17 protein-coding genes and 1 riboswitch are annotated in these 19,418 nt (G+C 41.7%); of the genes, 4 read left to right on the top strand and 13 right to left on the bottom strand.

Annotated elements, in window-relative coordinates; genetic code table 11:
• Positions 1-10: 10 nt before the first annotated feature.
• Positions 11-172: a transposase gene (locus BMZ99_RS24000; RefSeq protein WP_139214857.1), complete on the top strand. Its 162-nt coding sequence runs from the start codon at positions 11-13 to the stop codon at positions 170-172.
• 143 nt (positions 173-315) lie between these two features.
• Here BMZ99_RS24000 and BMZ99_RS26075 read toward each other — a convergent pair whose 3' ends face one another.
• Genes BMZ99_RS26075 through BMZ99_RS23990 form a run of 3 tightly spaced genes read right to left on the bottom strand, consistent with a single transcriptional unit; the run spans position 316 to position 3,327 of the window.
• Entirely contained in the window at positions 316-501 is a 186-nt protein-coding gene (locus BMZ99_RS26075; protein WP_139214842.1) for a hypothetical protein, read from the bottom strand.
• Positions 479-1,063 (bottom strand): DMSO/selenate family reductase complex B subunit, encoded by a 585-nt coding sequence (locus tag BMZ99_RS23995; protein ID WP_090944001.1) that lies wholly within the window; start codon positions 1,061-1,063, stop codon positions 479-481. Before BMZ99_RS23995 ends, BMZ99_RS26075 begins: the two co-directional genes overlap by 23 nt.
• Positions 1,060-3,327, bottom strand: coding sequence for a DMSO/selenate family reductase complex A subunit (locus BMZ99_RS23990; RefSeq protein WP_090943995.1), 2,268 nt, complete (start codon positions 3,325-3,327; stop codon positions 1,060-1,062). The genes BMZ99_RS23995 and BMZ99_RS23990 overlap by 4 nt, the downstream gene beginning before the upstream one ends.
• A 294-nt stretch (positions 3,328-3,621) precedes the next feature.
• A riboswitch (purine riboswitch) is annotated at positions 3,622-3,722 on the top strand.
• Positions 3,723-3,924: 202 nt separating this feature from the next.
• Between BMZ99_RS23990 and BMZ99_RS23985 the strand changes: the two genes are divergently transcribed.
• Positions 3,925-4,494: a xanthine phosphoribosyltransferase gene (locus tag BMZ99_RS23985; protein ID WP_090943992.1), complete on the top strand. Its 570-nt coding sequence runs from the start codon at positions 3,925-3,927 to the stop codon at positions 4,492-4,494.
• 24 nt (positions 4,495-4,518) lie between these two features.
• Positions 4,519-5,796, top strand: a complete 1,278-nt coding sequence (locus tag BMZ99_RS23980; protein ID WP_139214841.1) for a nucleobase:cation symporter-2 family protein — start codon at positions 4,519-4,521, stop codon at positions 5,794-5,796.
• Positions 5,797-5,969: 173 nt separating this feature from the next.
• Here BMZ99_RS23980 and BMZ99_RS23975 read toward each other — a convergent pair whose 3' ends face one another.
• The 3 genes from BMZ99_RS23975 to BMZ99_RS23965 form a co-directional block, all read right to left on the bottom strand.
• Positions 5,970-7,061 (bottom strand): tetratricopeptide repeat protein, encoded by a 1,092-nt coding sequence (locus BMZ99_RS23975; RefSeq protein ID WP_090943990.1) that lies wholly within the window; start codon positions 7,059-7,061, stop codon positions 5,970-5,972.
• Positions 7,062-7,211: 150 nt separating this feature from the next.
• A complete protein-coding gene (locus BMZ99_RS23970) occupies positions 7,212-8,051 on the bottom strand; it encodes a pirin family protein (RefSeq protein ID WP_090943987.1) in 840 nt (279 codons plus the stop codon).
• 44 nt (positions 8,052-8,095) lie between these two features.
• Positions 8,096-8,962: a LysR family transcriptional regulator gene (locus BMZ99_RS23965; protein ID WP_090943983.1), complete on the bottom strand. Its 867-nt coding sequence runs from the start codon at positions 8,960-8,962 to the stop codon at positions 8,096-8,098.
• Between the two features lie 136 nt (positions 8,963-9,098).
• On the opposite strand from BMZ99_RS23965, the gene BMZ99_RS23960 reads away from it, so the two are divergent.
• Positions 9,099-10,109 carry a DMT family transporter gene (locus BMZ99_RS23960; RefSeq protein WP_139214840.1) on the top strand — a complete coding sequence of 337 codons (1,011 nt, stop codon included), beginning with the start codon at positions 9,099-9,101 and terminating at the stop codon, positions 10,107-10,109.
• 151 nt (positions 10,110-10,260) lie between these two features.
• Here BMZ99_RS23960 and BMZ99_RS23955 read toward each other — a convergent pair whose 3' ends face one another.
• The 7 genes from BMZ99_RS23955 to BMZ99_RS23925 form a co-directional block, all read right to left on the bottom strand.
• Entirely contained in the window at positions 10,261-11,580 is a 1,320-nt protein-coding gene (locus tag BMZ99_RS23955; protein ID WP_090943981.1) for an amidohydrolase, read from the bottom strand.
• A 152-nt stretch (positions 11,581-11,732) separates the two neighbouring features.
• Complete coding sequence (locus BMZ99_RS23950; protein WP_245755141.1) at positions 11,733-12,107, bottom strand: hypothetical protein; 375 nt, start codon at positions 12,105-12,107, stop codon at positions 11,733-11,735.
• 243 nt (positions 12,108-12,350) lie between these two features.
• The gene (locus BMZ99_RS23945; protein WP_090943978.1) at positions 12,351-13,109 is read right to left on the bottom strand and encodes a TerC family protein; all 759 of its coding nucleotides are present in this window, start codon (positions 13,107-13,109) and stop codon (positions 12,351-12,353) included.
• A gap of 226 nt (positions 13,110-13,335) precedes the next feature.
• Positions 13,336-14,379 (bottom strand): Ldh family oxidoreductase, encoded by a 1,044-nt coding sequence (locus BMZ99_RS23940; protein ID WP_090943975.1) that lies wholly within the window; start codon positions 14,377-14,379, stop codon positions 13,336-13,338.
• A gap of 157 nt (positions 14,380-14,536) precedes the next feature.
• Positions 14,537-15,772, bottom strand: coding sequence for a nickel pincer cofactor-dependent isomerase, group 22 (locus BMZ99_RS23935; protein ID WP_090943972.1), 1,236 nt, complete (start codon positions 15,770-15,772; stop codon positions 14,537-14,539).
• 23 nt (positions 15,773-15,795) lie between these two features.
• Positions 15,796-17,787, bottom strand: a complete 1,992-nt coding sequence (locus tag BMZ99_RS23930; RefSeq protein ID WP_090943969.1) for a methyl-accepting chemotaxis protein — start codon at positions 17,785-17,787, stop codon at positions 15,796-15,798.
• Positions 17,788-17,893: 106 nt separating this feature from the next.
• Positions 17,894-19,054, bottom strand: coding sequence for a UxaA family hydrolase (locus BMZ99_RS23925; RefSeq protein WP_090943966.1), 1,161 nt, complete (start codon positions 19,052-19,054; stop codon positions 17,894-17,896).
• Positions 19,055-19,418: the final 364 nt, after the last annotated feature.

Genomic DNA, 19,418 nt, shown 5'->3' with positions numbered 1-19,418 from the left:
CTTCGGTGTACTGAAAGCAGATATGGGCTTCCGACGTTTTCTTATGAGAGGCAGCGTCAAGGTGCAAACCGAGTTTCTATTGCTGTGCATGGGGTATAACCTAAACAAACTCCACAACAAAATTCAAAGTGGTCGCTGTGGAACTTACTTGCATATTCCCAAAGCAGCCTGACAAATACAAATAGACTTTTTTATTGGGGAAGAGGCTTCCTCTGTTTGCTATGGGCATAAACGGAAGAAGAGCTTCTTTGTTTATTCTTTTTCGCCTGGATTTTATCTGCTCAAGAAAGGAAGGCTGCCACAAAATGCTTTTTTTCAAAAAGCATTTTGCGACAGCCTCTTCTCTTCATTAAAGATTAATTCCTGCTTAACACATGGTCTAGGCAACGTTTCTGCAGGTGCACGATTATATCGCATAATATTGATTGGACTGCCGTTACGGCAAGTGCCTAATTCATCAAAATCATACTTTTTCTTTTTATCGTGTATCCACTGCATCACGGTGTGGTATCAGAACCCAAGCCGGTTTAGTTTCTGCAGTATTGGGCAGTCCCTTTACCCAGCTGTTACTGCCATACTTCTTTTGTAATTCTTTAAGCTCTCCATATCCTAATACACGCATGGGGCAGGCTGAAACACAAGCTGGTTCTGTTCCTTGCAGCAGGAGATCCTGACAAAAATCACATTTTTTCATCTTACTGGTGGCAGCATCAAATTGTGGTGCTTGATAGGGGCAAACTGCGAAACACCGACGACAGCCAATGCAGCTTTTTTCGTTAATCAATACTAATCCATCTTCTGGTCTTTTATACATCGCTCCACTTGGACATACAGCAACGCAAGGAGCATCTACACAATGATTGCAGCTAATCGGCACCCAATAGGCATAGGTATTATGATGAACAACACTGCCGAGAACTGTAAAGCCACCGCCTTCATAGGCATGAATTTGTCTAAAATTCTGACCAGGAGGTAGATCATGCTTATCTTTGCAGGCAATCTGACAGGCACTGCAACCTGTACAATGTTTTTGTTCAACATAAAATGCTATTTGTTTGCTCATGTCTTCTCCTTCATCTGATCCTGTTTTACCACTTCAACCAGGTTCGTATGTTGAGGATTTGCAAAAGCCAGCGGTGTCGGCTGGTATTTTGTCAATGTATTGATACAGCCGCGTTGGTCGATCCCTTCCTTATCTGGCGACCACCAGCCCCCCTGAGGTATGGAAACCACTCCCGGCATAATGCGGGGAGTAACTTTAGCAGTCAACATTACTTTGCCACGATCATTGTAGATACAAACTTTTTCACCATTTTTTATACCGCGCTTTTTGGCATCATATACACTAATCCAAAATACCTGCGCTTCTGCCTGCTCCATCCAGTCATTATTGTCAAACATGGAATGTACACGCCGTTTCGTATGATGACCAATGCATTGCAGAGGGTATGTACTGCGCAGAGGATCTTCCGGCCCTTCCCAGGCAGAGAGATACTTTGGAATCGCGGGAACCTCATTAGGCTTATCTAATTCCCACAAGCGTGGTGAGAAAAATTCTATTTTTCCGGAAGGGGTGGGAAATGGATGATGCTCAGGATCTTCGATTTGCTCCTTAAAAGCAATCGCTGGTTCCTCATACTCCCAGTCATATACCCCCTTTTCTTTAAATTCTTCGTAAGAAGGAAAACCAGGATTTTCTTTGCATGTTTCATCAACAATAAAACGCAGCCAGTCTTCTAACGTCCTTCCTTGCGTAAATTCAGCTGTAAGCTCCAGTCTGCCGGCTAGATCACTAATCCAGTCATATCCGTTTCGACATTCATAAACCGTATCCACTGCCTTATTCATAAACAACACATAGTCACCGGCTGACCAGGGTAGTACAATATCTTCCCGTTCCATGAAATTATCACCAGGCAGCAAAATATCCGCAAACTTCGCACTGCTTGTAAGGAAATGATCACTGACGACAATGAATTCAGCTAAATTCTCATTAGATAACAGTTCTGCCGTTCCATTGGTATCAGAGTGTTGATTAATGAGGCAGTTGCCAGCCAAATTAAATATCAGTTTAATGTTGGCTGACAGCTTATCAACTCCCCGAACTCCCTCTTTTTTACCAAGCTCAGTCCCTTTTTCAATCGCTAGCGGCCACATGTACATAGATATCGCTGCATTGCAGGGATTATTGATCGGTATAGAGCCAACAAATTGTTTCCGACAAGGTGAACCGCAGCCGGAGGCCCAGCCGCCTTTTATTCCAATATTTCCTGTCATAGCTGCAAGAGCAGCCCCACTGCGGGGCGGCTGCTCACCATAGGCATGACGCTGAGGACCAAATCCCTGGATGAGTGCACCGGGTTTGTTTAAGGCATACTCTCTAGCCAACTGAACAATGACCTCTCTTGGAATACCTGTAGATTTTTCTGCCCACGCAGGAGTTTTAGCCACTGGATCTATGCCTAAACCAAGAATATAACTTTTGTATGAGTTCCCCGCTGGAATACCTGCTGGCATATGATCTTCATCAAAACCGAGACAGTATGTATCTAAAAATGATTGATTCTGCAGATTTTCTGTAATGATTACATAAGCCATAGCATCCAAAAGAGCGCTATCAGTAGAAGGCCGAATGGGTATCCACTGATCAGCCAGAGCGATAGCCGTATCCGTATACAGAGGATCAATGCAAATAATTTTTGCTCCCGCATCCTTTGCTTTTTTTAGATAATAAGCTGTATTCGTTCCATGAATGGTTGTTGCCGGGTTAAATCCCATTAATATGATAAGCTTCGAATTAACCCAGTCTTCTCGACTGCTGCCAGTATTGGCAGTCCCATATGTATACGGGGTTGCTGCATTTGTGCAAGCTGAACTATAGGTTCCATAATAATCCAAATAGCCTCCATAGAGTGCCAGCAGTCGCCGCATCCAGACTTGTTCTGACGTCTTGCCTGCATTGCCTGTAGCATATGACAGATAAATAGCCTCTGGACCATACTCAGTCATTATTCGTTTCGTATGGTCCGCAATCGTATCTAAGGCTTCTTCCCAAGAAATACGTTCAAATAAACCTTCTCCTCGTTTGCCAATTCGCTTCATAGGATACTTCAGCCGATCCTCATGATACAAATAACTCCTATAGGCTCGGCAGCGCAGACAGCCACGTAATTGTGGCCTTTTCTCCGTATCAGGACGCTCATCATCACTAGTAATGCGAACAATCTGCCCATCTTTAACATGCGCCTTAACTATGCAGCGACCGCCGCAATTATGGGAGCCTGATGTTCGTATAATCGTTTCTTCTTGCAGCATTATATCGTTCATAGTCCTTTGCTCCCTTGTTTTGTTTTGCACGTATAGATCCAACCGTAAGAGGCTGTGATTTTTATAATAGTAGAAACTATTCTACTTTATTATTTATGATTAATAGACAAAATTCCTGCAAGTTTGTATTAGCGTTTCTACTAGGGAATTATTGCCTATCTTGACGGATCTCTCTTCTTAAACAGAGTATTGCCAAGGTGTAATACAGCAAAGTACACTCACATTAAAAATATAAGTTTTTTCGACAAAATATGTATTACTCATTATTGACAATGGGATTTGAGACTGCTACAATAAACCACATGTAAATAGTCTCGTATAATTTTGGGGATATGGCCCAAAAGTTTCTACCGGCAGCCGTAAATTGCCTGTCTACGAGTGAAAGTGTATCTAAAGGTCCAACGATGAAAATTCTTTTTGAGTTTGTTTCTTAAATTAGCAATTTTCAGCAGTATCGTGACTCAGATACAGGTGATGATACACCAAACCCAGGGATAAAAGTCCTGCTGGGGAATTTTCGCTCATTTTCTACAACGCGGAGATTCCCTAACAGGGCTTTTTTTTATTTTTTCTACAAACTAAAAAAAGGAGGGCTCTATGGATTTATTAAAAAAAAGAATTCAGTCAGACGGACAAGTTTTAAATGACTCCCTACTCAAAGTTGATTCCTTTTTAAATCAGCAAATTGATCCCCAACTTATGTTGAAGATGGGAGAGGAGTTTGCTAAACGCTTTAGTGGAGAATCCATCACAAAAATATTGACGATTGAATCCTCTGGTATCGCCGTATCGGTAATGGCAGGGCTGATCCTAAATGTTCCTGTGATTTTTGCTAGAAAGAAGAAGTCAGTAATTTCTAATGAAGCTTTATACTGTACAAAGGTCTATTCCTTTACAAAGCGTGAGAGTAACAGCATTATCGTGCCTAAAAATTTTCTGGAAAAAGACGACAAAGTACTGATTATCGATGACTTTCTCGCCAATGGAGAAGCTGCTACAGGTTTAGCAACCATCGTTAAACAGGCAAATGCCAGCGTAATAGGAATAGGCATTGTAATTGAAAAATCCTTCCAGCCTGGTGCTCAAAAATTGCAACAAGCCGGGTATCGTGTAGAATCGTTAGCTCGAATCGCTTCCTTTTCAAATGGACAAGTCAATTTTCTATAATCAGTATTGCTAGGAGGATAATGTATGAAAAACTCTGCTGGGAAAACGTATCTGCTTGGTACTCAACATGTACTTGCTATGTACGCTGGTGCAATTATCGTTCCCCTTATTGTTGGTAGCGCTCTTAAATTAAACTTTGAACAGATGGGCTATATTATTGCAGCCGATTTACTCACTTCTGGTCTTGCTACTCTGCTGCAGGCATGGCGCAATCCAGTCTGTGGAATTGGTTTGCCGGTTGTACTTGGATGTACCTTTACAGCTGTTTTCCCCATGATTAGTATTGGAAGCCAGTATGGCATGACAGCCATGTATGGTTCCATCATATGCTCCGGCCTTTTCGTTGTACTCATTGCAAATTACTTTTCAAAACTGGTTACATTTTTCCCGCCTGTTGTGACAGGTTCTGTTGTTACGATTATCGGCATTACATTGGTTCCAGTTGCCATTAACAATGTGGCTGGCGGTGTAGGAAGTGCAGATTTTGGTTCCTTATCCAATTTTGCTCTAGCTTTTGGCGTGCTATTATTTATCATATTATTAAATCGCTTTACCACAGGATTTATTCGTTCTATTTCTGTATTACTTGGATTAATTGCAGGAACCCTTGTCGCGGCAATTATGGGCAATGTTTCTTTCAGCAGCGTTGCCCAAGCATCATGGTTTAATATGATCACTCCCTTCTATTTCGGACTACCTACCTTTGAGCCAAGCGCAATTATTACTATGATTGTTGTTGCAATTGTCAGCATGATTGAATCAACAGGAGTTTTCATGGCACTGGGTGAGATTTGTGGAAAAAAGATAACGGAAACCGATCTGACTCGTGGCTATCGAGCCGAAGGAATTGCCGTAATTCTGGGAGGTATTTTCAATTCTTTCCCTTATACGACCTTTTCCCAAAATGTTGGTCTCGTACAGCTTTCTCATTCTAAAACCACGAATGTTACCATAGTTGCTGGTTTTATGCTCATAGTATTAGGACTGATACCTAAATTTGCAGCATTAGCTATGATCATTCCAAATTCCGTACTGGGTGGAGCTATGATTGCCATGTTTGGAATTGTGGTTGCCTCAGGAATTAAAATGCTCAGTAAAGTTGATTTTGCCAGCAATGAAAATTTACTGGTTATTGCCTGCTCTGTTGCTTTAGGTTTAGGAGTCACTGTCGTACCTAACCTCTTTGTTAAATTTCCTCCACTACTAAAAATGTTTTTTGAAAATGGAATTGTAACAGGTGCGTTAACAGCTGTAATTTTAAATATCATCCTCAATATGGGAGAAAGAAAAGCTGCCTCCTAGATTTGACCATTAAATTAATATTTTACTGGAAAATCTAAGCCCGAAAGTTTTCTGTATCAGAAAACTTTCGGGCTATTTTTGTTACCATCATAGTGATTAAATAGGCACCAGGCAAGCCAATTGATCTGTTCTTTTTTTCCATTTACTAGAAATTAGAATTAATACGCACTTGGTTAAATCCATTCCCTATAGCTATCCCAATCACCGTTTATTCTGGCTTGCACTTTTACCTTTACAGATTCTGGCAAATCAGAATGCTCTTTTACGATTTTATAATATTTAATAGCCTCTTCATTCCTACCCATTAGATCATATACTTGACCTAAATTGAACTCTGCATCAAGGTAGTTTCCTTTGATTTCTAAGCATTTGTGAAAATCTGCAAGGGATTCTTCATATTTACCCATCATTGCATAAGCATTTCCACGTCCTGAATAAAAAATTGCTTCTTCCGAATCAAGCTGAATTGCCTTATTATCATCTTCTAATGCTAATTGAGGATTTTTCAGTGCAATATACGAATACGCTCGTTCATGATAATAGAAAGCAGTCTTTGGTTTTAATTCAATCGCTTTTGTAATTTCAACAATGGCCTGTTCAAAGTTTCCTTTTTCTGAATATATATAAGCAAGCTGATAAGGATATTCTGCGTTTTTATCATCTAATTGGGCTGCATTAGCATAAGCTTCGATTGCCTTGTCATGTTCTTTATTATTTTTAAATACATCACCTTTACCGGCCCAATCAGATGCTGTTAATGATTGAAGCTTCAATGAATTCAATGCTGCTAAAAAAGTTACTTTTAATTGCTCAAATTTCTCTGCTTTTGTAATACATGTTACTTGAAAAATAGAATTATTAACCCAAAAAGACGCTACAAGTATTTTATTGGAAATACCATTTTTTCCTGTATATGAAAAGGTCGTTACCACAGCCTTTTGGTTCGCAATTCTATCCTTCTGCACAGCGTCTATAACCGCGTCAGGAAACTTTTTGCTTAACAGGTTATTAACCTCTTTTAAAATGAAATACTCTTCCCCTGATGAACGACTGAGAGGGTATTTCGGCATAACACTTGTAACTATTCTTCCCTGATCATCTTTACTAGCAATAATAGCAACATCTGAACCTTGTTGAATAATTTTCCAATCCTTTGGCAATTCTAAAGAAAAACCATTTTTGCTGTCTTGTAAGCTTTGAGCGTTCGCAATCGAAATCAGAAAGCATACGTTAATGATAATAAAAATAAATAATTTCCGAAACATAAAAGCCTCCTAAATTAGCATACTCTCTTAACTTTAATCTATTTATACCATATATGAATTCCTATTACATCTGCAAAAAGGTATAGAGCACCAAATTACCTTATTGCTGCAAGTACCGATTCCCAATTATTATTGGGAATCGGTACTGTATTATTTCTTGATAAAAGTTCCGTTATCAATTTCTCGAAAAGCCTGCTGCAGTTCTTCTCGCGTATTCATGACAATAGGTCCACCCCATGCAATGGGCTCCCTGAGGGGAGATCCGGAAAACAGCAGGAAGCGAATGCCCTGGTCAGCTGCCTGGATAGCAAATGTATCTCCCTGATCAAAGAGTACTGCCTTATGGCTTTCGATCATAGTCTGCCTATCAACATAACCGGCACCTTCAACAATGTAGATGAATAGGGTTGCTTCTGTATCTGTTGGTATACTCCACTGGCTTTTTGGCTCGAGCTGGACATCTAAAGCTGTAGCTTTTATATAATCCCCTTGCATCGCTCCTTGCGTGTTCTTATATTTTCCTGCGATAACACCAACTGTACTTCCATCCTGCCGTATTTTTGGAATCATAGAATCGGTGATATCGCGATACTGAGGATGCGTCATCTTGTCTTTGCGAGGAAGGTTCAGCCAGAGCTGAACTCCTAACATCCTATCCGAAGGCTGAGGCATTTCTTGATGAAGAATACCGCTTCCAGCCGTCATCCATTGACAGCAGCCATCCAGTATCCTTCCCTTATTGCCCAGACTATCACTATGCTCAATGTCACCGGCAATCAGATAGGTTACAGTTTCGATACCCCTGTGTGGATGCCATGGGAACCCTTTTGTATAATCAGCAGAATTCTCAGAATCAAATGCATCCAGCATCAGAAAAGGGTCAAAGTCCTTGGTATCGCCATGACCAAAAACCCTCACCAGCTTTACTCCCGCTCCGTCAAACTGGGTTGTACCGGTTACAATTTTGCGTATTGCCCTTGTAGTACTCATACGATCACCCTTTCAGTATTACAGCGGTTGAATCTACCCCTGTATTATTTTAGAAGCTTATCTTTTAATAAATCCAAGAAGTGTTTACTGCTAGCAGATAACTTGTGATTCCTCGACCAGACAATTACCGTTTGTGTCGATACATTGGGTTCCACAATGGTTTTATACGTCAGTTCTGAATCAGAAATGAGTTCCTGAGTAGACTTTGGCACTAAGGCCATACCAATTCCTAGTTTCGTCCATATTATATTAAGCAAAATTCCATCACTTATACATACGATATTGGGAATAAAACCAGCCTTTCTGCACCATTCAACAAACATTGCTTTCCACCTTAGCGGAATAATTAATGGCTGATTCGCAAGCTCAATCAGACGAATTCTTTCAGAGTCCTTGCCGCAAGAATATCCATCTTTTTTCATCGCAATCACTAGTGGCTCATCAGGCAAAGTAATTGATTCATATATTTCTATATCAAAGGGTGCTCGTATAATTCCAATTTCAATAACCCGTTTGTTTAATAGCTCTAAAATACGATTACCATCCCCCTCCCATAGCTGAAAGGTAACCTTTGGGTATAAATTATGAAATTGATGCAGCAGACTTGGAAGCAATGTTGCTCCCGATGTACTCACCGTACCTATTGAAAGCGAGCCTACTAAACCTGAATTCAGGTCTGTAATTTCTTTTATTGTACCATCAACTAACCCTAATATTTGTTCTACGCGCTCCCGTAATAATTCCCCTGCCTCTGTCAGCCTTATTCTACGACTTCCGCGTTCAAACAATTGGACTCCAAGATTATCTTCTAACTGTTTCATCTGCTTACTAAGGGGCGGCTGCGCTATATTAAGCCGCTTTGCTGCATTGCTGATATTCCCTTCTTCAACGATGGCATAAAAACTTTTCATATCACGAATGTCCGTTTTTCTCACCTCGTACTATATTTTTTCAGTATAGAAGGTATATTTTATTAATAATTTTATTATAGTTTACATCATGCTATAATTGCAACAATACAATTAGCAAGAATTGGGAGTGATTTCGGTGAGTGATCAAACTATTCTTTGTAACAATTTTAACATCAAGAGATTTACAGGTAACAAACCTTCTCCTTGGAAAAAATTCTATACTGTTTATCTGCTTTTAACGACTGTGCCTATATTCCTTGGAACATCATACGTTGCAGCTAAAATTGGCATGCGGGACTTTCTTCCCTTAAATCTAGTCATCTTACGTTTTGTAATTGCGTCTTTGGTGTTTACTCTTATTTTAGTTCTTAAAAGGAGAGCTAGCTGCATTTATAAAAAGGATATACCTCAGTTTTTCATGCTCGGCTTCTTTGCGATTACTTCGTTTTTCTATATTCATTATACAGGTCTGCAATATACAACTAGTACAAATGCTGGTCTCATTATGGCAACCATCCCAATATTTTCTGCTATATTCTGCATGATTACCAAAAAAGAACGAGTCACTACTCGCAGCAGGTTAGGAATATGTATTGCGTTTTTCGGCATTCTCCTAGTCATAAGTCAAGGACAATTTAGCGATATATTCCATAAAAAAACTTTCTTTGGTGACAGTTTATTAATTCTAAATGCAATAGTTTGGGCTTGGTTCACGCTTAAAAGTAAGACAGTATTGGAAACATATAGTCCCTTTATTGCAATGGCTTATATTCACATCTGCGGAACTATTCTATTACTGCCATTTGCAGTCTTTCCAACAGTATTCGCAGAAACAACATTGCTGCAGCAGCTTCCCACCATTAGCAGAGCTTCCCTTTTAGCCTCGGTATATTTAGCGGTCTTTTGTTCCGTTTATTCATATTTTATCTGGTATCTGGGGATCACAAAAATTGGTGCTGTAAAGACAGCTATCTTCAGTTACTTTAATCCAATTATGGCTATAATAGCTGGTATCATGATTTTTGATGATAAACTGACGCTAACGATTGCTTTAGGCGGTTTATTCATCATTCTAGGTGTATATATCACCAATCAAGAGCGTTATCCCGTTAAAAAATGCTCTATCAGAAGGGAAATTTTAACATAAATATTAAAACCAGCAGTTTTGTCGTAATCATTAGCAGCGTCTGTTAAGGAAAGCATATCGGTACTTTCTCAGTATGTACTGGAATATGAGTACATCAATGGTAAAAACTCCTGCATGGCTTTAGAGCCCCTGCAGGAGTTTACTCATTCATCTATTCACTCAACGCGTCTTTTTGCAAAAGATTAGATACCGCTAGTGTCAAGACTGTCACGGCATTTGACAAAGCAGCCTCATCAAAATCAAATGCCCCATCATGATGACCAGCAGCTCGGTTAATTCCGACCATAGCATATCCGCCTTGCCCACCATTTTCTTGAACCCGCTCTAAAAAGCATGTAAAATCCTCGCTGGCTCCCAAACTGCCACGCTCTTCAATCACATCAAATAACCCCGAATCTTCTGCTGCTTGCCGCAAGCGATTTGCAATAGCAGTATCACTTTGACCACCAGATGCTCCGCCCATTTCACTAATGGTCACAGTTACGCCTTGCATAGCGGCGGCTCCATGAATGATTCGCAGTGCCTCCTCCTGCATAAAGCAATTAATCGCTGAAGTTTCGCCGCGAGTCTCCAGTTTTAGAACGGCTTTATCGGCGATAACATTGCGTCCGCTGCCAGCTTCCAATACTCCAACATTAATGCGCGAAACACCAGCAGCATGGCGAGGAATCCCATGCAGGCTGACAGCTGCATGAGCTGCTGCAAGCAAAGCATTTCGTCCTTCCTGTGGTGCTGCTCCGGCATGGGCTGGCACACCAGAAAAATAAGCATCAAATTTTGTAGTAGCTAAAAATCCGTCAGTACCACAAATAAAGCGGTCACTGCTTCCGGCCAAAAAGCCTAAATGCATGCCAAATAAATACTCAACATCATCAACGACTCCAGCTTCAACCATTGCCTTCGCTCCCCGCACTCCTTCTTCAGCTGGCTGAAAAATCAGCTTAATGGTCCCGCAGAGATTTTCTTTGTTTTCTTGTAGGAGTTTAGCAACTCCTAACCCAATGGCTGTATGTCCGTCATGACCACAAGCATGCATGACACCGGCATGAAGAGAGGCAAATCCATCTTTCCAAGGACGATGTTCCCCAGCTGTTTTTTCCTGAACTTCATTGGCATCCATATCAAAACGCAGTGCCACTATGGGGCCTGGGCGACCAGTATACAAAGTGCCAACAACACCTGTTTTACCTCCTGCCATTCTCTCTATTACGGTACGGTCCGCGCCTTCTTCGATTGCCCTCTTTGCACTGTTTTCTAGAACGTCCTGCGTCGGCACTCCCATCATAGCAGTCTCCTCAACAACCTCGCTGCCATATGTAACGTCATAACCAAAACTATTCAATACTTTTACCACTTTCTCAGCGGTACGAAACTCAGTCCAGGCGGCCTCCGGATATTTATGAAAATCCCTTCGCCATTCAATAACTTGTCCTGTGATTTTTTTTACGGCTTCTTTAATATCTGCGTTCATTGTTCCACCTTCCTTACTATCTTCCCTGAATAGCAATAAAATATTTACTTATGTTACTCCATTATAACATGATCTCTTTGATTTTCCTGGAAATTTCCGTGGAAATATAAAATCCCGATCAGCAGTTATGCCAACCGGGATTGGGTTACACCTTATAAGTTGCTCTTTATTTTTTCATTGGCATCATCCATTGCCTGGTCTAACGCTTTTGTAATTGGATCTTTATATCCAACATCACCAAACACCGTTTTATTTTCCGATAGTCCTGTTACTTGAAAAGAAGATACTTTATCTTTTTCCGCAAGCTCCTGATTTGAATTATCATAACCCGTACTATTTAGAGCTTTTTGTACCTCTTCCGAGGGAATACTTTGAAAATTTTTGCTGGAATAATGTTCCGTATATTTTCCATCCACAATTTCTTGTATATAACCTTTCTTTTCTTCCGTAGAGTTAATATAAGGTACGATAGCGAGACGATAGGATGCATTTGCAGTTGCTTGATCAGAGTGTTGTGGAGTATTCATTATATCTTTAATATATAGTCAATTTTTGTCGAATGAAGAAACCATAAAATATTTCAAACTTTTACCTTAGTATATTCTTTTTTCATACACTGTATGGCCTATTTATATGGCTCCTTTGTAAAAGGATAGTGTTGTCTTTTACCAAAGGCAATACCATCATTTTTACTATTTATCTACTAAAACGCAAATTCCCGCAAGGTCTTACACCTTGCAGGAATTTCAACGCTCTTTGACCAATCCTCTTTATTCTTTCCCTTTTACTGGCTTTGAAAAAAACCAGCCGCCAAGACAAATTAGAACGAATCCACTCCAGAAAACAAACTTCCACTCTAACGATCCGGAAAATCCTGCATCCAGCCATGCAACCCCTGGATGAGACAGAGTGTAAACAGCCAGCTTGACACCTACCCACCCCACTAAAAGATACGCTGCAGTTTCCAATCCTGGCTTTCGCAGCAGGATATTCACAAACCACTGAGCAGCAAATCGCATAAAGACCAGACCAACGAACCCGCCAGCAAAAACGACCATAAAATGTCCCCCGTCAAGTCCTCCAATACTCGGCAGCGTGGTCTTTGGTAAACTAACTGCCAATGCAACAGCGGCCAGAATGGAATCTGCAGCAAAAGCGATATCAGCGATTTCTACCTTTATTACCGTTTCCCAGAAACCCGCCCCCTCTGAAACAGTCGATTTTCCATTCGATCCATCATTACGCAAAATAGACTTATATACATGATTGAGACTCAAAAAGATCAAATATAACGCTCCTATAGCTTGCAGTTGCCACCATTCGATTAACATTGATATTGCAAATAAGGACGCTGCGCGAAAAACGAATGCGCCTGCCAGTCCATACATTAAAGCTCTTTTACGTTCTTCAACTGGCAAATGCTTCACCATAACTCCCAGAACGCAGGCATTATCAGCTGCCAAAATACCTTCCAAAAAAATGAGAATCACAAACATCCAGGCATACTCTGCTATCATCGTAAAATCCAATTCTTATCCCTCCCTTTTGTACATCAAAAAAGACCCCGCCTATGAAAGAGGGTTTTACTACTCTTCTCATAGGCAAAGGTCTCGCTTACAACTTACATTGCCAGAAAGCCGGAGTCTGCACTCGTATTGACGGCTTACTGTATTTAGCTACTCCCCTTTACAGGAGACTTTATTGACTTATAATTTATTATAGAGGCAATAAGGATAATTTGTCAATACTAATTCTTTAATCTGTTAATAGCGGACTAACACCTAGCTCCTGTGCAACTGTGTTTAAATTCTTAACTATAGAAGTACTAATTGAAACACCTATAAGACTCCGTTCTTTGGCGGTCTGATTTTCGATTTCACCTGGTAAATATATACGTTGAATACCGTCTGACAGTTTGGAGCCAGTTACCATACTGATCAATTCCCCTATCCTCTCGTAGAAGCCTTCCGCCCCAAAAAGCTCTATGTCAATAGCCCACATAAAAGCTCCGACGCCAACCGGCTCTGCACTGGTTCCCAGCATACCACAAATTTTATTGCCGAAATTTGCACCAGAAAGAACTCCGGAAAAGATATCAGCGAACAAAGCCAGTCCATAGCCCTTTGGTCCACCAACAGGGAGTAAAGAGCCTTCGAGGGCTTTCTTCGGATCAGTCGTAGTACGCCCATTTTTATCTAAGGCCCATCCTTCAGGAATAGGCTCGCCTTTTTCAGCTGCCAAAAGAATTTTCCCTTTAGCGACTACAGAAGTTGCCATATCAGCAACTACAAGATTTCCTCCTGGAGATGGAGCACTAAAGCAAATCGGATTCGTACCTAAAACAGGCTCTTTTCCTCCCCATGGAGGCATATTGGGTGAGGAATTGGTTGTGACAAATCCTGCTAATCCGTTTTCAGCAATCATTCTGGCATAGTAGCCGCATGCTCCAATATGATTTGTATTCTTAATAGCTATGGCACCTACACCATGGGACTTTGCATTATTAATTACTTCACGAACGGCCATCACAGCCCCTGGCTGCCCCCAACCATTATTTCCATCAACTAGAGACACTGCTTTTTTGTTCCACTCGATAAATGGTGAATGGAAAGCCTCTAACCTACCCGCTTTAGCTGCTTTAATATAGGATGGTATTCTAAGAGCACCATGGGTTTCAAGTCCATGTAAATCAGCATCAATCAAAGCATCAGCTGTAATCCCAGCTTCTTCTGGCGGCGTATTCACGGCCTCTAGAACAGTAATGTAAAACTCTCTTAGGGTATTTACTTTAATTCTCATATAAAGCCTCCGTTATTATGATGTCAGCTCATAGGACTTCGATGATAATCAGAATTTCTAAACCAATGTCCACCACTTCAGCTGTTATCTATGTTGTACTATAAGAATCAGATATTCAACAGATAATAATAGGTCCTTTGGACAGCTTTCAATACAACTATTCCATGATTTCCAATAAGCTATTACCTGCGATGAATGGCAACATATTTTCAGACAGCCAAATTTCACTGAGGTGAAGAGTATCTTTGATGCGAACAATACAAGGCCCATTTTCATCAATATTGCGGCAGCACTTTATAGCCGCAATCAGTGCTTCCCGCTCAGTCTCCATAGTTATGGGAATGCGTCCTCCTGCAGGATTGCGAGCAGCAATCTGATTGGCATAAGTAGCCGTGAAGTCGATTTTATCAAAAGCCGTTTTCGTTATAAAATCAGCAGTACCTATGCCCGTTGCGTTGCCATGGGTACCCTTTGAAAGATCAAGCACGACGATGCGTTCAATTTTCGGACCAACATAGCCAGCTACGTCCCCGAACGCTGAGTGCCTTCCGATTATGTTCGGATCCATGCCTGGACCACTAATGTTTTTACCAATTTGTTCTACTAATAGAACATCAATCTTCCGAAGCAGCAATGCCGGCAGCAATGCTTTCGCTTTAATCAATAATTCCTGTTCCTCCTTTAATAGCTCGTCCTTGACAAGAGCTTTAACGAAGGCAGTCTGATCAAAGGCATTTTCTACAAGGGCTAATCCAAAACCAAAGTTGGCTTTTTCCAAGAAAACCTCAGCAACCGAAACTAAAGCACTGCTAAAGTCTGCTCGCTCCACTTGATGCAATCGCGAGCAGCCCACATGCTTCCCTAGACCGATAGCCATCATCTTACAAATACCGCTTTCAATAGGTCCCCTAAAACCCGTATGAGGCTTAACCCTGTTAATCAATACAACCATATCAGCAGCAAGCGCATAGTTATCCACATAAACTGGGATAGCATCGGGAGTGAACCCTAGCAAAACTACATCCATGGAAGACTTGATCGGAACGCCCATTGCCTGCTCTGTTACCCCGTAGCCGTGTAAAACCTCTAGTTGTCCATTTGCGGTAGCACCACCATGGCTTCCCATCGCAGGAACAATGAACGGCAATGCCCCAAGTTCTTTAAGATAGTTTACCGTCTCTTTCACAATTTTACTGAGGTGATTGATTCCGCGGCTCCCTACCGCAACAGCAATGGACTGCCCCGGTTTAATAAGAGATTTTATTTTGTCTTGCTTTAATTCCTGTCGAATTGCTTCCTCGATATTCGAAATGTGCTCATCTTCAAACTTTTGCCGAACCTTAATCATTCTGGGCAATTGCATTTTGAGATCTTCTTCGAGTAGTATCGGCATAGTACTCCCTCCTTTTTATAATCTCACTGAATTTTAAAGTTGGAAACCATCATCTGCAATTCACTGGCAGTCTTAGCTAATGCCTCTGCTGCGCTGGCAATTTCCTCCATGGAGGCGGTAACTTCCTCAGTAGCTGCAGCTGTAGTCTGCGCACCAGCACTGGCTTCTTTGGCAATCGCCGCTATCTGCTCGGTACTGCCAACCATATGCTGCATACCTTGAAGTTGCTGCCTGCTGTCCGTATCAATGTCACGGACCATGCTTACGCTCTTGCTAATCTGTTCCATAATATCCTGCAATGCCTGCCCGGCTGTCTGGACTACATCAACACCTTCATTAACCTTGTTGTTGCCGCTATCCATCGCCTGGATAGCTTTATCGGTTTGCTGCATGATCTCTCCGACAATCTGCCCAATCTGTTCCGTTGCCCGTTGGGACTGTTCAGCCAACTTTCGAACTTCTTCTGCCACTACAGCAAAGCCCCTTCCCTGCTCACCCGCACGGGCAGCTTCAATTGCGGCATTCAGCGCCAATAAATTAGTTTGTCCTGCGATACCGCTGATAACATCCACGATTTGTCTAATTTGCTTGCTCTTCTCCCCTAGTCCAGTAATCACTCCCGACGTCAGAGAGGTCACTTCCTTGATCTCATTTATTTTCTCCACCGCATTATTAGCTGCTTTTCTGCCTCGTTCAGCATCCTTAGCCATATCATCTGACAAGGAATATGCTGATATCGCTTTATCCGCCACTATTTTGGCTCCTTGTGTCAAATCTCCAGCTACCCGCAGTGTATTTTCGATCTCTTCCATCTGTCTTTGCGATCCTTGGGCAAAATCGGTCATAGTGACGGCCACTTGGTTAGTAGCCCGCTCGGCTTCATTGGCTGTAGAGGAAAGCTCCTGGGAAGATGCTGCAACCTGATCTGCATTATTGATTACCCCACGAATAAGCTGCTGCAGATCTTTTGCCATAGTATTGAAAGCCAAAGCCAACTGCCCCATTTCATCTTGGGTAGATACATTGGCTATAGCAGTTAAATCACCTTTCGCCAATTTGCTAGTAACACCCACCAGCTCCCTGATTGGCCTAGTAATAACTCCAGCCACGAAAACGCCCACCAGCACCGCAAGTAAGATAGCAATCAGCGTGAAAATAATGCCTGTAAATTTTACCTTGCTTGCACCAGCCATGGCCTCATCTATAGGCTGCTGGACCACTACCCCCCAGTTGCTAAGTGCAACATTGCTGTATCCCGCCAAATTCTTTCCCTCTTGCGCCTCATAAGATATAGTACCGCTTTTGCCGCTAAGAGCTCCCTGAACTGGTGCAAGACTGCTGACGTCAGCCATTCCCTTCATTAATGTCTGATCAGGATGTACAATAACTTTGCCTTGACGATCCACTAGGAAAGCATATCCTGTCTGTCCACTTTTAGTCGCAAGAATATTCTTGGTTAAATTTTCAAAATCAATGACGCCCAATAGCGCCCCTAATAGATTCTTCTGTGCATCCTTGATCGGTACAGCAATAACCAGCGCTGCTTTCCCCGTACTATTGCCTATTTGAATATCAGAGATGGCATAATCCGCTCCTTTAAGTATTTTTTGAAAATACTCTCTATCCCAATTGGAAGCTAATGCACCTTGGGTTCTTACCTTATGGATGCCCTTAGTATCGTTAACGATGATCGTACTAATTCCCTTAGATCGTTCCTCTATTTTTTTCATGATGGGCAATTGTTTGACCGGGTCCATTGATTGTATTTCAGCAGTATCCGCCATAGCCTGCAGCAGCTCGATATTAAATGCCAGCGAGACATTTAAGTCCTCGGAAAGCGATCTGGCTGCTTTTTCATTGTCATCATATACAGATTCAATTAAAGCGGATTGACTTAGATACGATGTAACCATCGTAGTCAAAATGAGCGGAACAGCTGCAATTAATACAAAAAAAATGATCAGCTTTTTCTTTAAATTAAGATCACCGCCAATGATTGTCTGTAGATTTAGCATTATCTCTTCCCCCTCTCCTGACTATAAATAACTATTCAAGATAGCCTGAAAGCGTCCGAAATGCTCAGACGCTCATTAGTGTTTTACTTAAGTCATAATTTAAAATCTAAATAACAGGCCCCTGCATGTAAATATCCATGGAATTAACATAGCCGAATATTTCAGCCTTCGTTTTCGTTCCCGATCCTATACGCACCAGTTCTCCCAATATGCGCCTTCCTGCATCAGGAATGGTATCTCCCCCATCGATTACTGCGCTTAAATCCATATCAATATGATCACTCATCTTCTCAACAGCAGTGCGACTTCCAGTGATCTTAAGGACTGGCACGAATGGGAAGCCTTGCGGAGCTCCTCTGCCTGTAGCAAAAACAATAACATTACAGCCAGCTGCAGCCAGACCAGTAAGAATTTCCGGCTCACGACCTGGAGAATCCATAACTACTAATCCTTTCACGGTAGGTCGTACTCCATACTCATATACTGCCTGAATCGGTGCCGTTCCCGCTTTTGCAATAGCCCCTAACGACTTTTCTTCAATAGTGGTAAGCCCCCCTTTGATGTTACCACCAGTGGGTTGACCACCGCGAATATCTTCACCTACTGCCATTGCACGTTTCTCCATACGCTCCACGAGACCAAAAATTCCCTGGGCCACGGTCTCATTTGCAGCATGACTAGCCAGAATGTGCTCAGCACCAATGAATTCCGTCACCTCTCCAAGAATCGATATACCGCCAGCATCCACCAAGAGATCCGAAGCCACGCCGATGGCTGGATTAGGTACTAGCCCTGAGGTGGTATCTGAACTGCCGCATTTCATGCCTAGGACCAATTCACTGATTGGGAAAGGTTCCCGTTCCTGGAGAGATGCCTCGTGGACCATTTCTTGGGCCAGTAGTATTGCTTCTGCAGTAGTACGTGTCGCACCACCTGTTTCTTGGACGACGAGATGTTCTACTCGTTTGCCACTGGCTCTAATTCCTTCAATCACTTCAGTAAGATTGGTACTTTCACAACCTAGACTAATAAGTATTACCGAATGAAGATTCGGATTTCTCCCCAAAGCCGTGAGCGTGCGATTTACAATTCCTATATCAAGCATGGTCTGACAGCATCCTTGATGGTGGGTAAAGCGAGCTGTTCCCTGTACTTGACGAACAATATTCTCTACTACTTCATTTACACACACAACAGCAGACAAGATGCCCACATAATTACGTGTACCTACTGTACCATTCGTACGTCTATATCCCATAAAATTCATGACTAATCCTCCTCGTATAATAAGTTTTGTAAGCAACAATCCGCCGTTGTTTACAAAACTTATTTTATTTTTTCAACACGTAAAGGAACCCCTTGATGCTAAAATATTTGTAAGAGAATTTAGCAAAGGTAACGTCTTATCCTCCTTGCGAAACCTTTTGGTTATTGCTTATAAAGCTTGACGCCTGCCTTATTCATCAAATACCGCTAACACAGATGTTGCGTCTCTGGGCGAAAGGTATCCAGCAAAATGACTTTCACAGATGAATGCTTATTATGCGAGGCTGCGGTCAGTGAATAAGATCAGGGTATTCCTTTTCTATCTTTCTTATTCTCAGCCAGAAAGGTGGTGAGATTTCTATGAA

The sequence above is a fragment of the Pelosinus propionicus DSM 13327 genome (genome assembly GCF_900114615.1).
GTDB lineage: Bacteria > Bacillota > Negativicutes > DSM-13327 > DSM-13327 > Pelosinus > Pelosinus propionicus.
Note: the sequence above shows the minus strand (reverse complement) of the source record. Positions and strands in the feature narration are given on the sequence as shown.

Excerpts from the sequence above, each read along its gene's own strand:
- BMZ99_RS23955 (WP_090943981.1), bottom strand. The coding sequence starts at position 11,580 with ATGAACGCAGATATTAAAGAAGCCGTAAAAAAAATCACAGGACAAGTT.
- BMZ99_RS23990 (WP_090943995.1), bottom strand. The coding sequence starts at position 3,327 with ATGAACGATATAATGCTGCAAGAAGAAACGATTATACGAACATCAGGC.
- BMZ99_RS23950 (WP_245755141.1), bottom strand. The coding sequence starts at position 12,107 with ATGAATACTCCACAACACTCTGATCAAGCAACTGCAAATGCATCCTAT.
- BMZ99_RS23925 (WP_090943966.1), bottom strand. The coding sequence starts at position 19,054 with ATGAATTTTATGGGATATAGACGTACGAATGGTACAGTAGGTACACGT.
- BMZ99_RS23935 (WP_090943972.1), bottom strand. The coding sequence starts at position 15,772 with ATGCCGATACTACTCGAAGAAGATCTCAAAATGCAATTGCCCAGAATG.
- BMZ99_RS23940 (WP_090943975.1), bottom strand. The coding sequence starts at position 14,379 with ATGAGAATTAAAGTAAATACCCTAAGAGAGTTTTACATTACTGTTCTA.
- BMZ99_RS23995 (WP_090944001.1), bottom strand. The coding sequence starts at position 1,063 with ATGAGCAAACAAATAGCATTTTATGTTGAACAAAAACATTGTACAGGT.
- BMZ99_RS23975 (WP_090943990.1), bottom strand. The coding sequence starts at position 7,061 with ATGTTTCGGAAATTATTTATTTTTATTATCATTAACGTATGCTTTCTG.
- BMZ99_RS23930 (WP_090943969.1), bottom strand. The coding sequence starts at position 17,787 with ATGCTAAATCTACAGACAATCATTGGCGGTGATCTTAATTTAAAGAAA.
- BMZ99_RS23985 (WP_090943992.1), top strand. The coding sequence starts at position 3,925 with ATGGATTTATTAAAAAAAAGAATTCAGTCAGACGGACAAGTTTTAAAT.
- BMZ99_RS23980 (WP_139214841.1), top strand. The coding sequence starts at position 4,519 with ATGAAAAACTCTGCTGGGAAAACGTATCTGCTTGGTACTCAACATGTA.
- BMZ99_RS23970 (WP_090943987.1), bottom strand. The coding sequence starts at position 8,051 with ATGAGTACTACAAGGGCAATACGCAAAATTGTAACCGGTACAACCCAG.
- BMZ99_RS23965 (WP_090943983.1), bottom strand. The coding sequence starts at position 8,962 with ATGAAAAGTTTTTATGCCATCGTTGAAGAAGGGAATATCAGCAATGCA.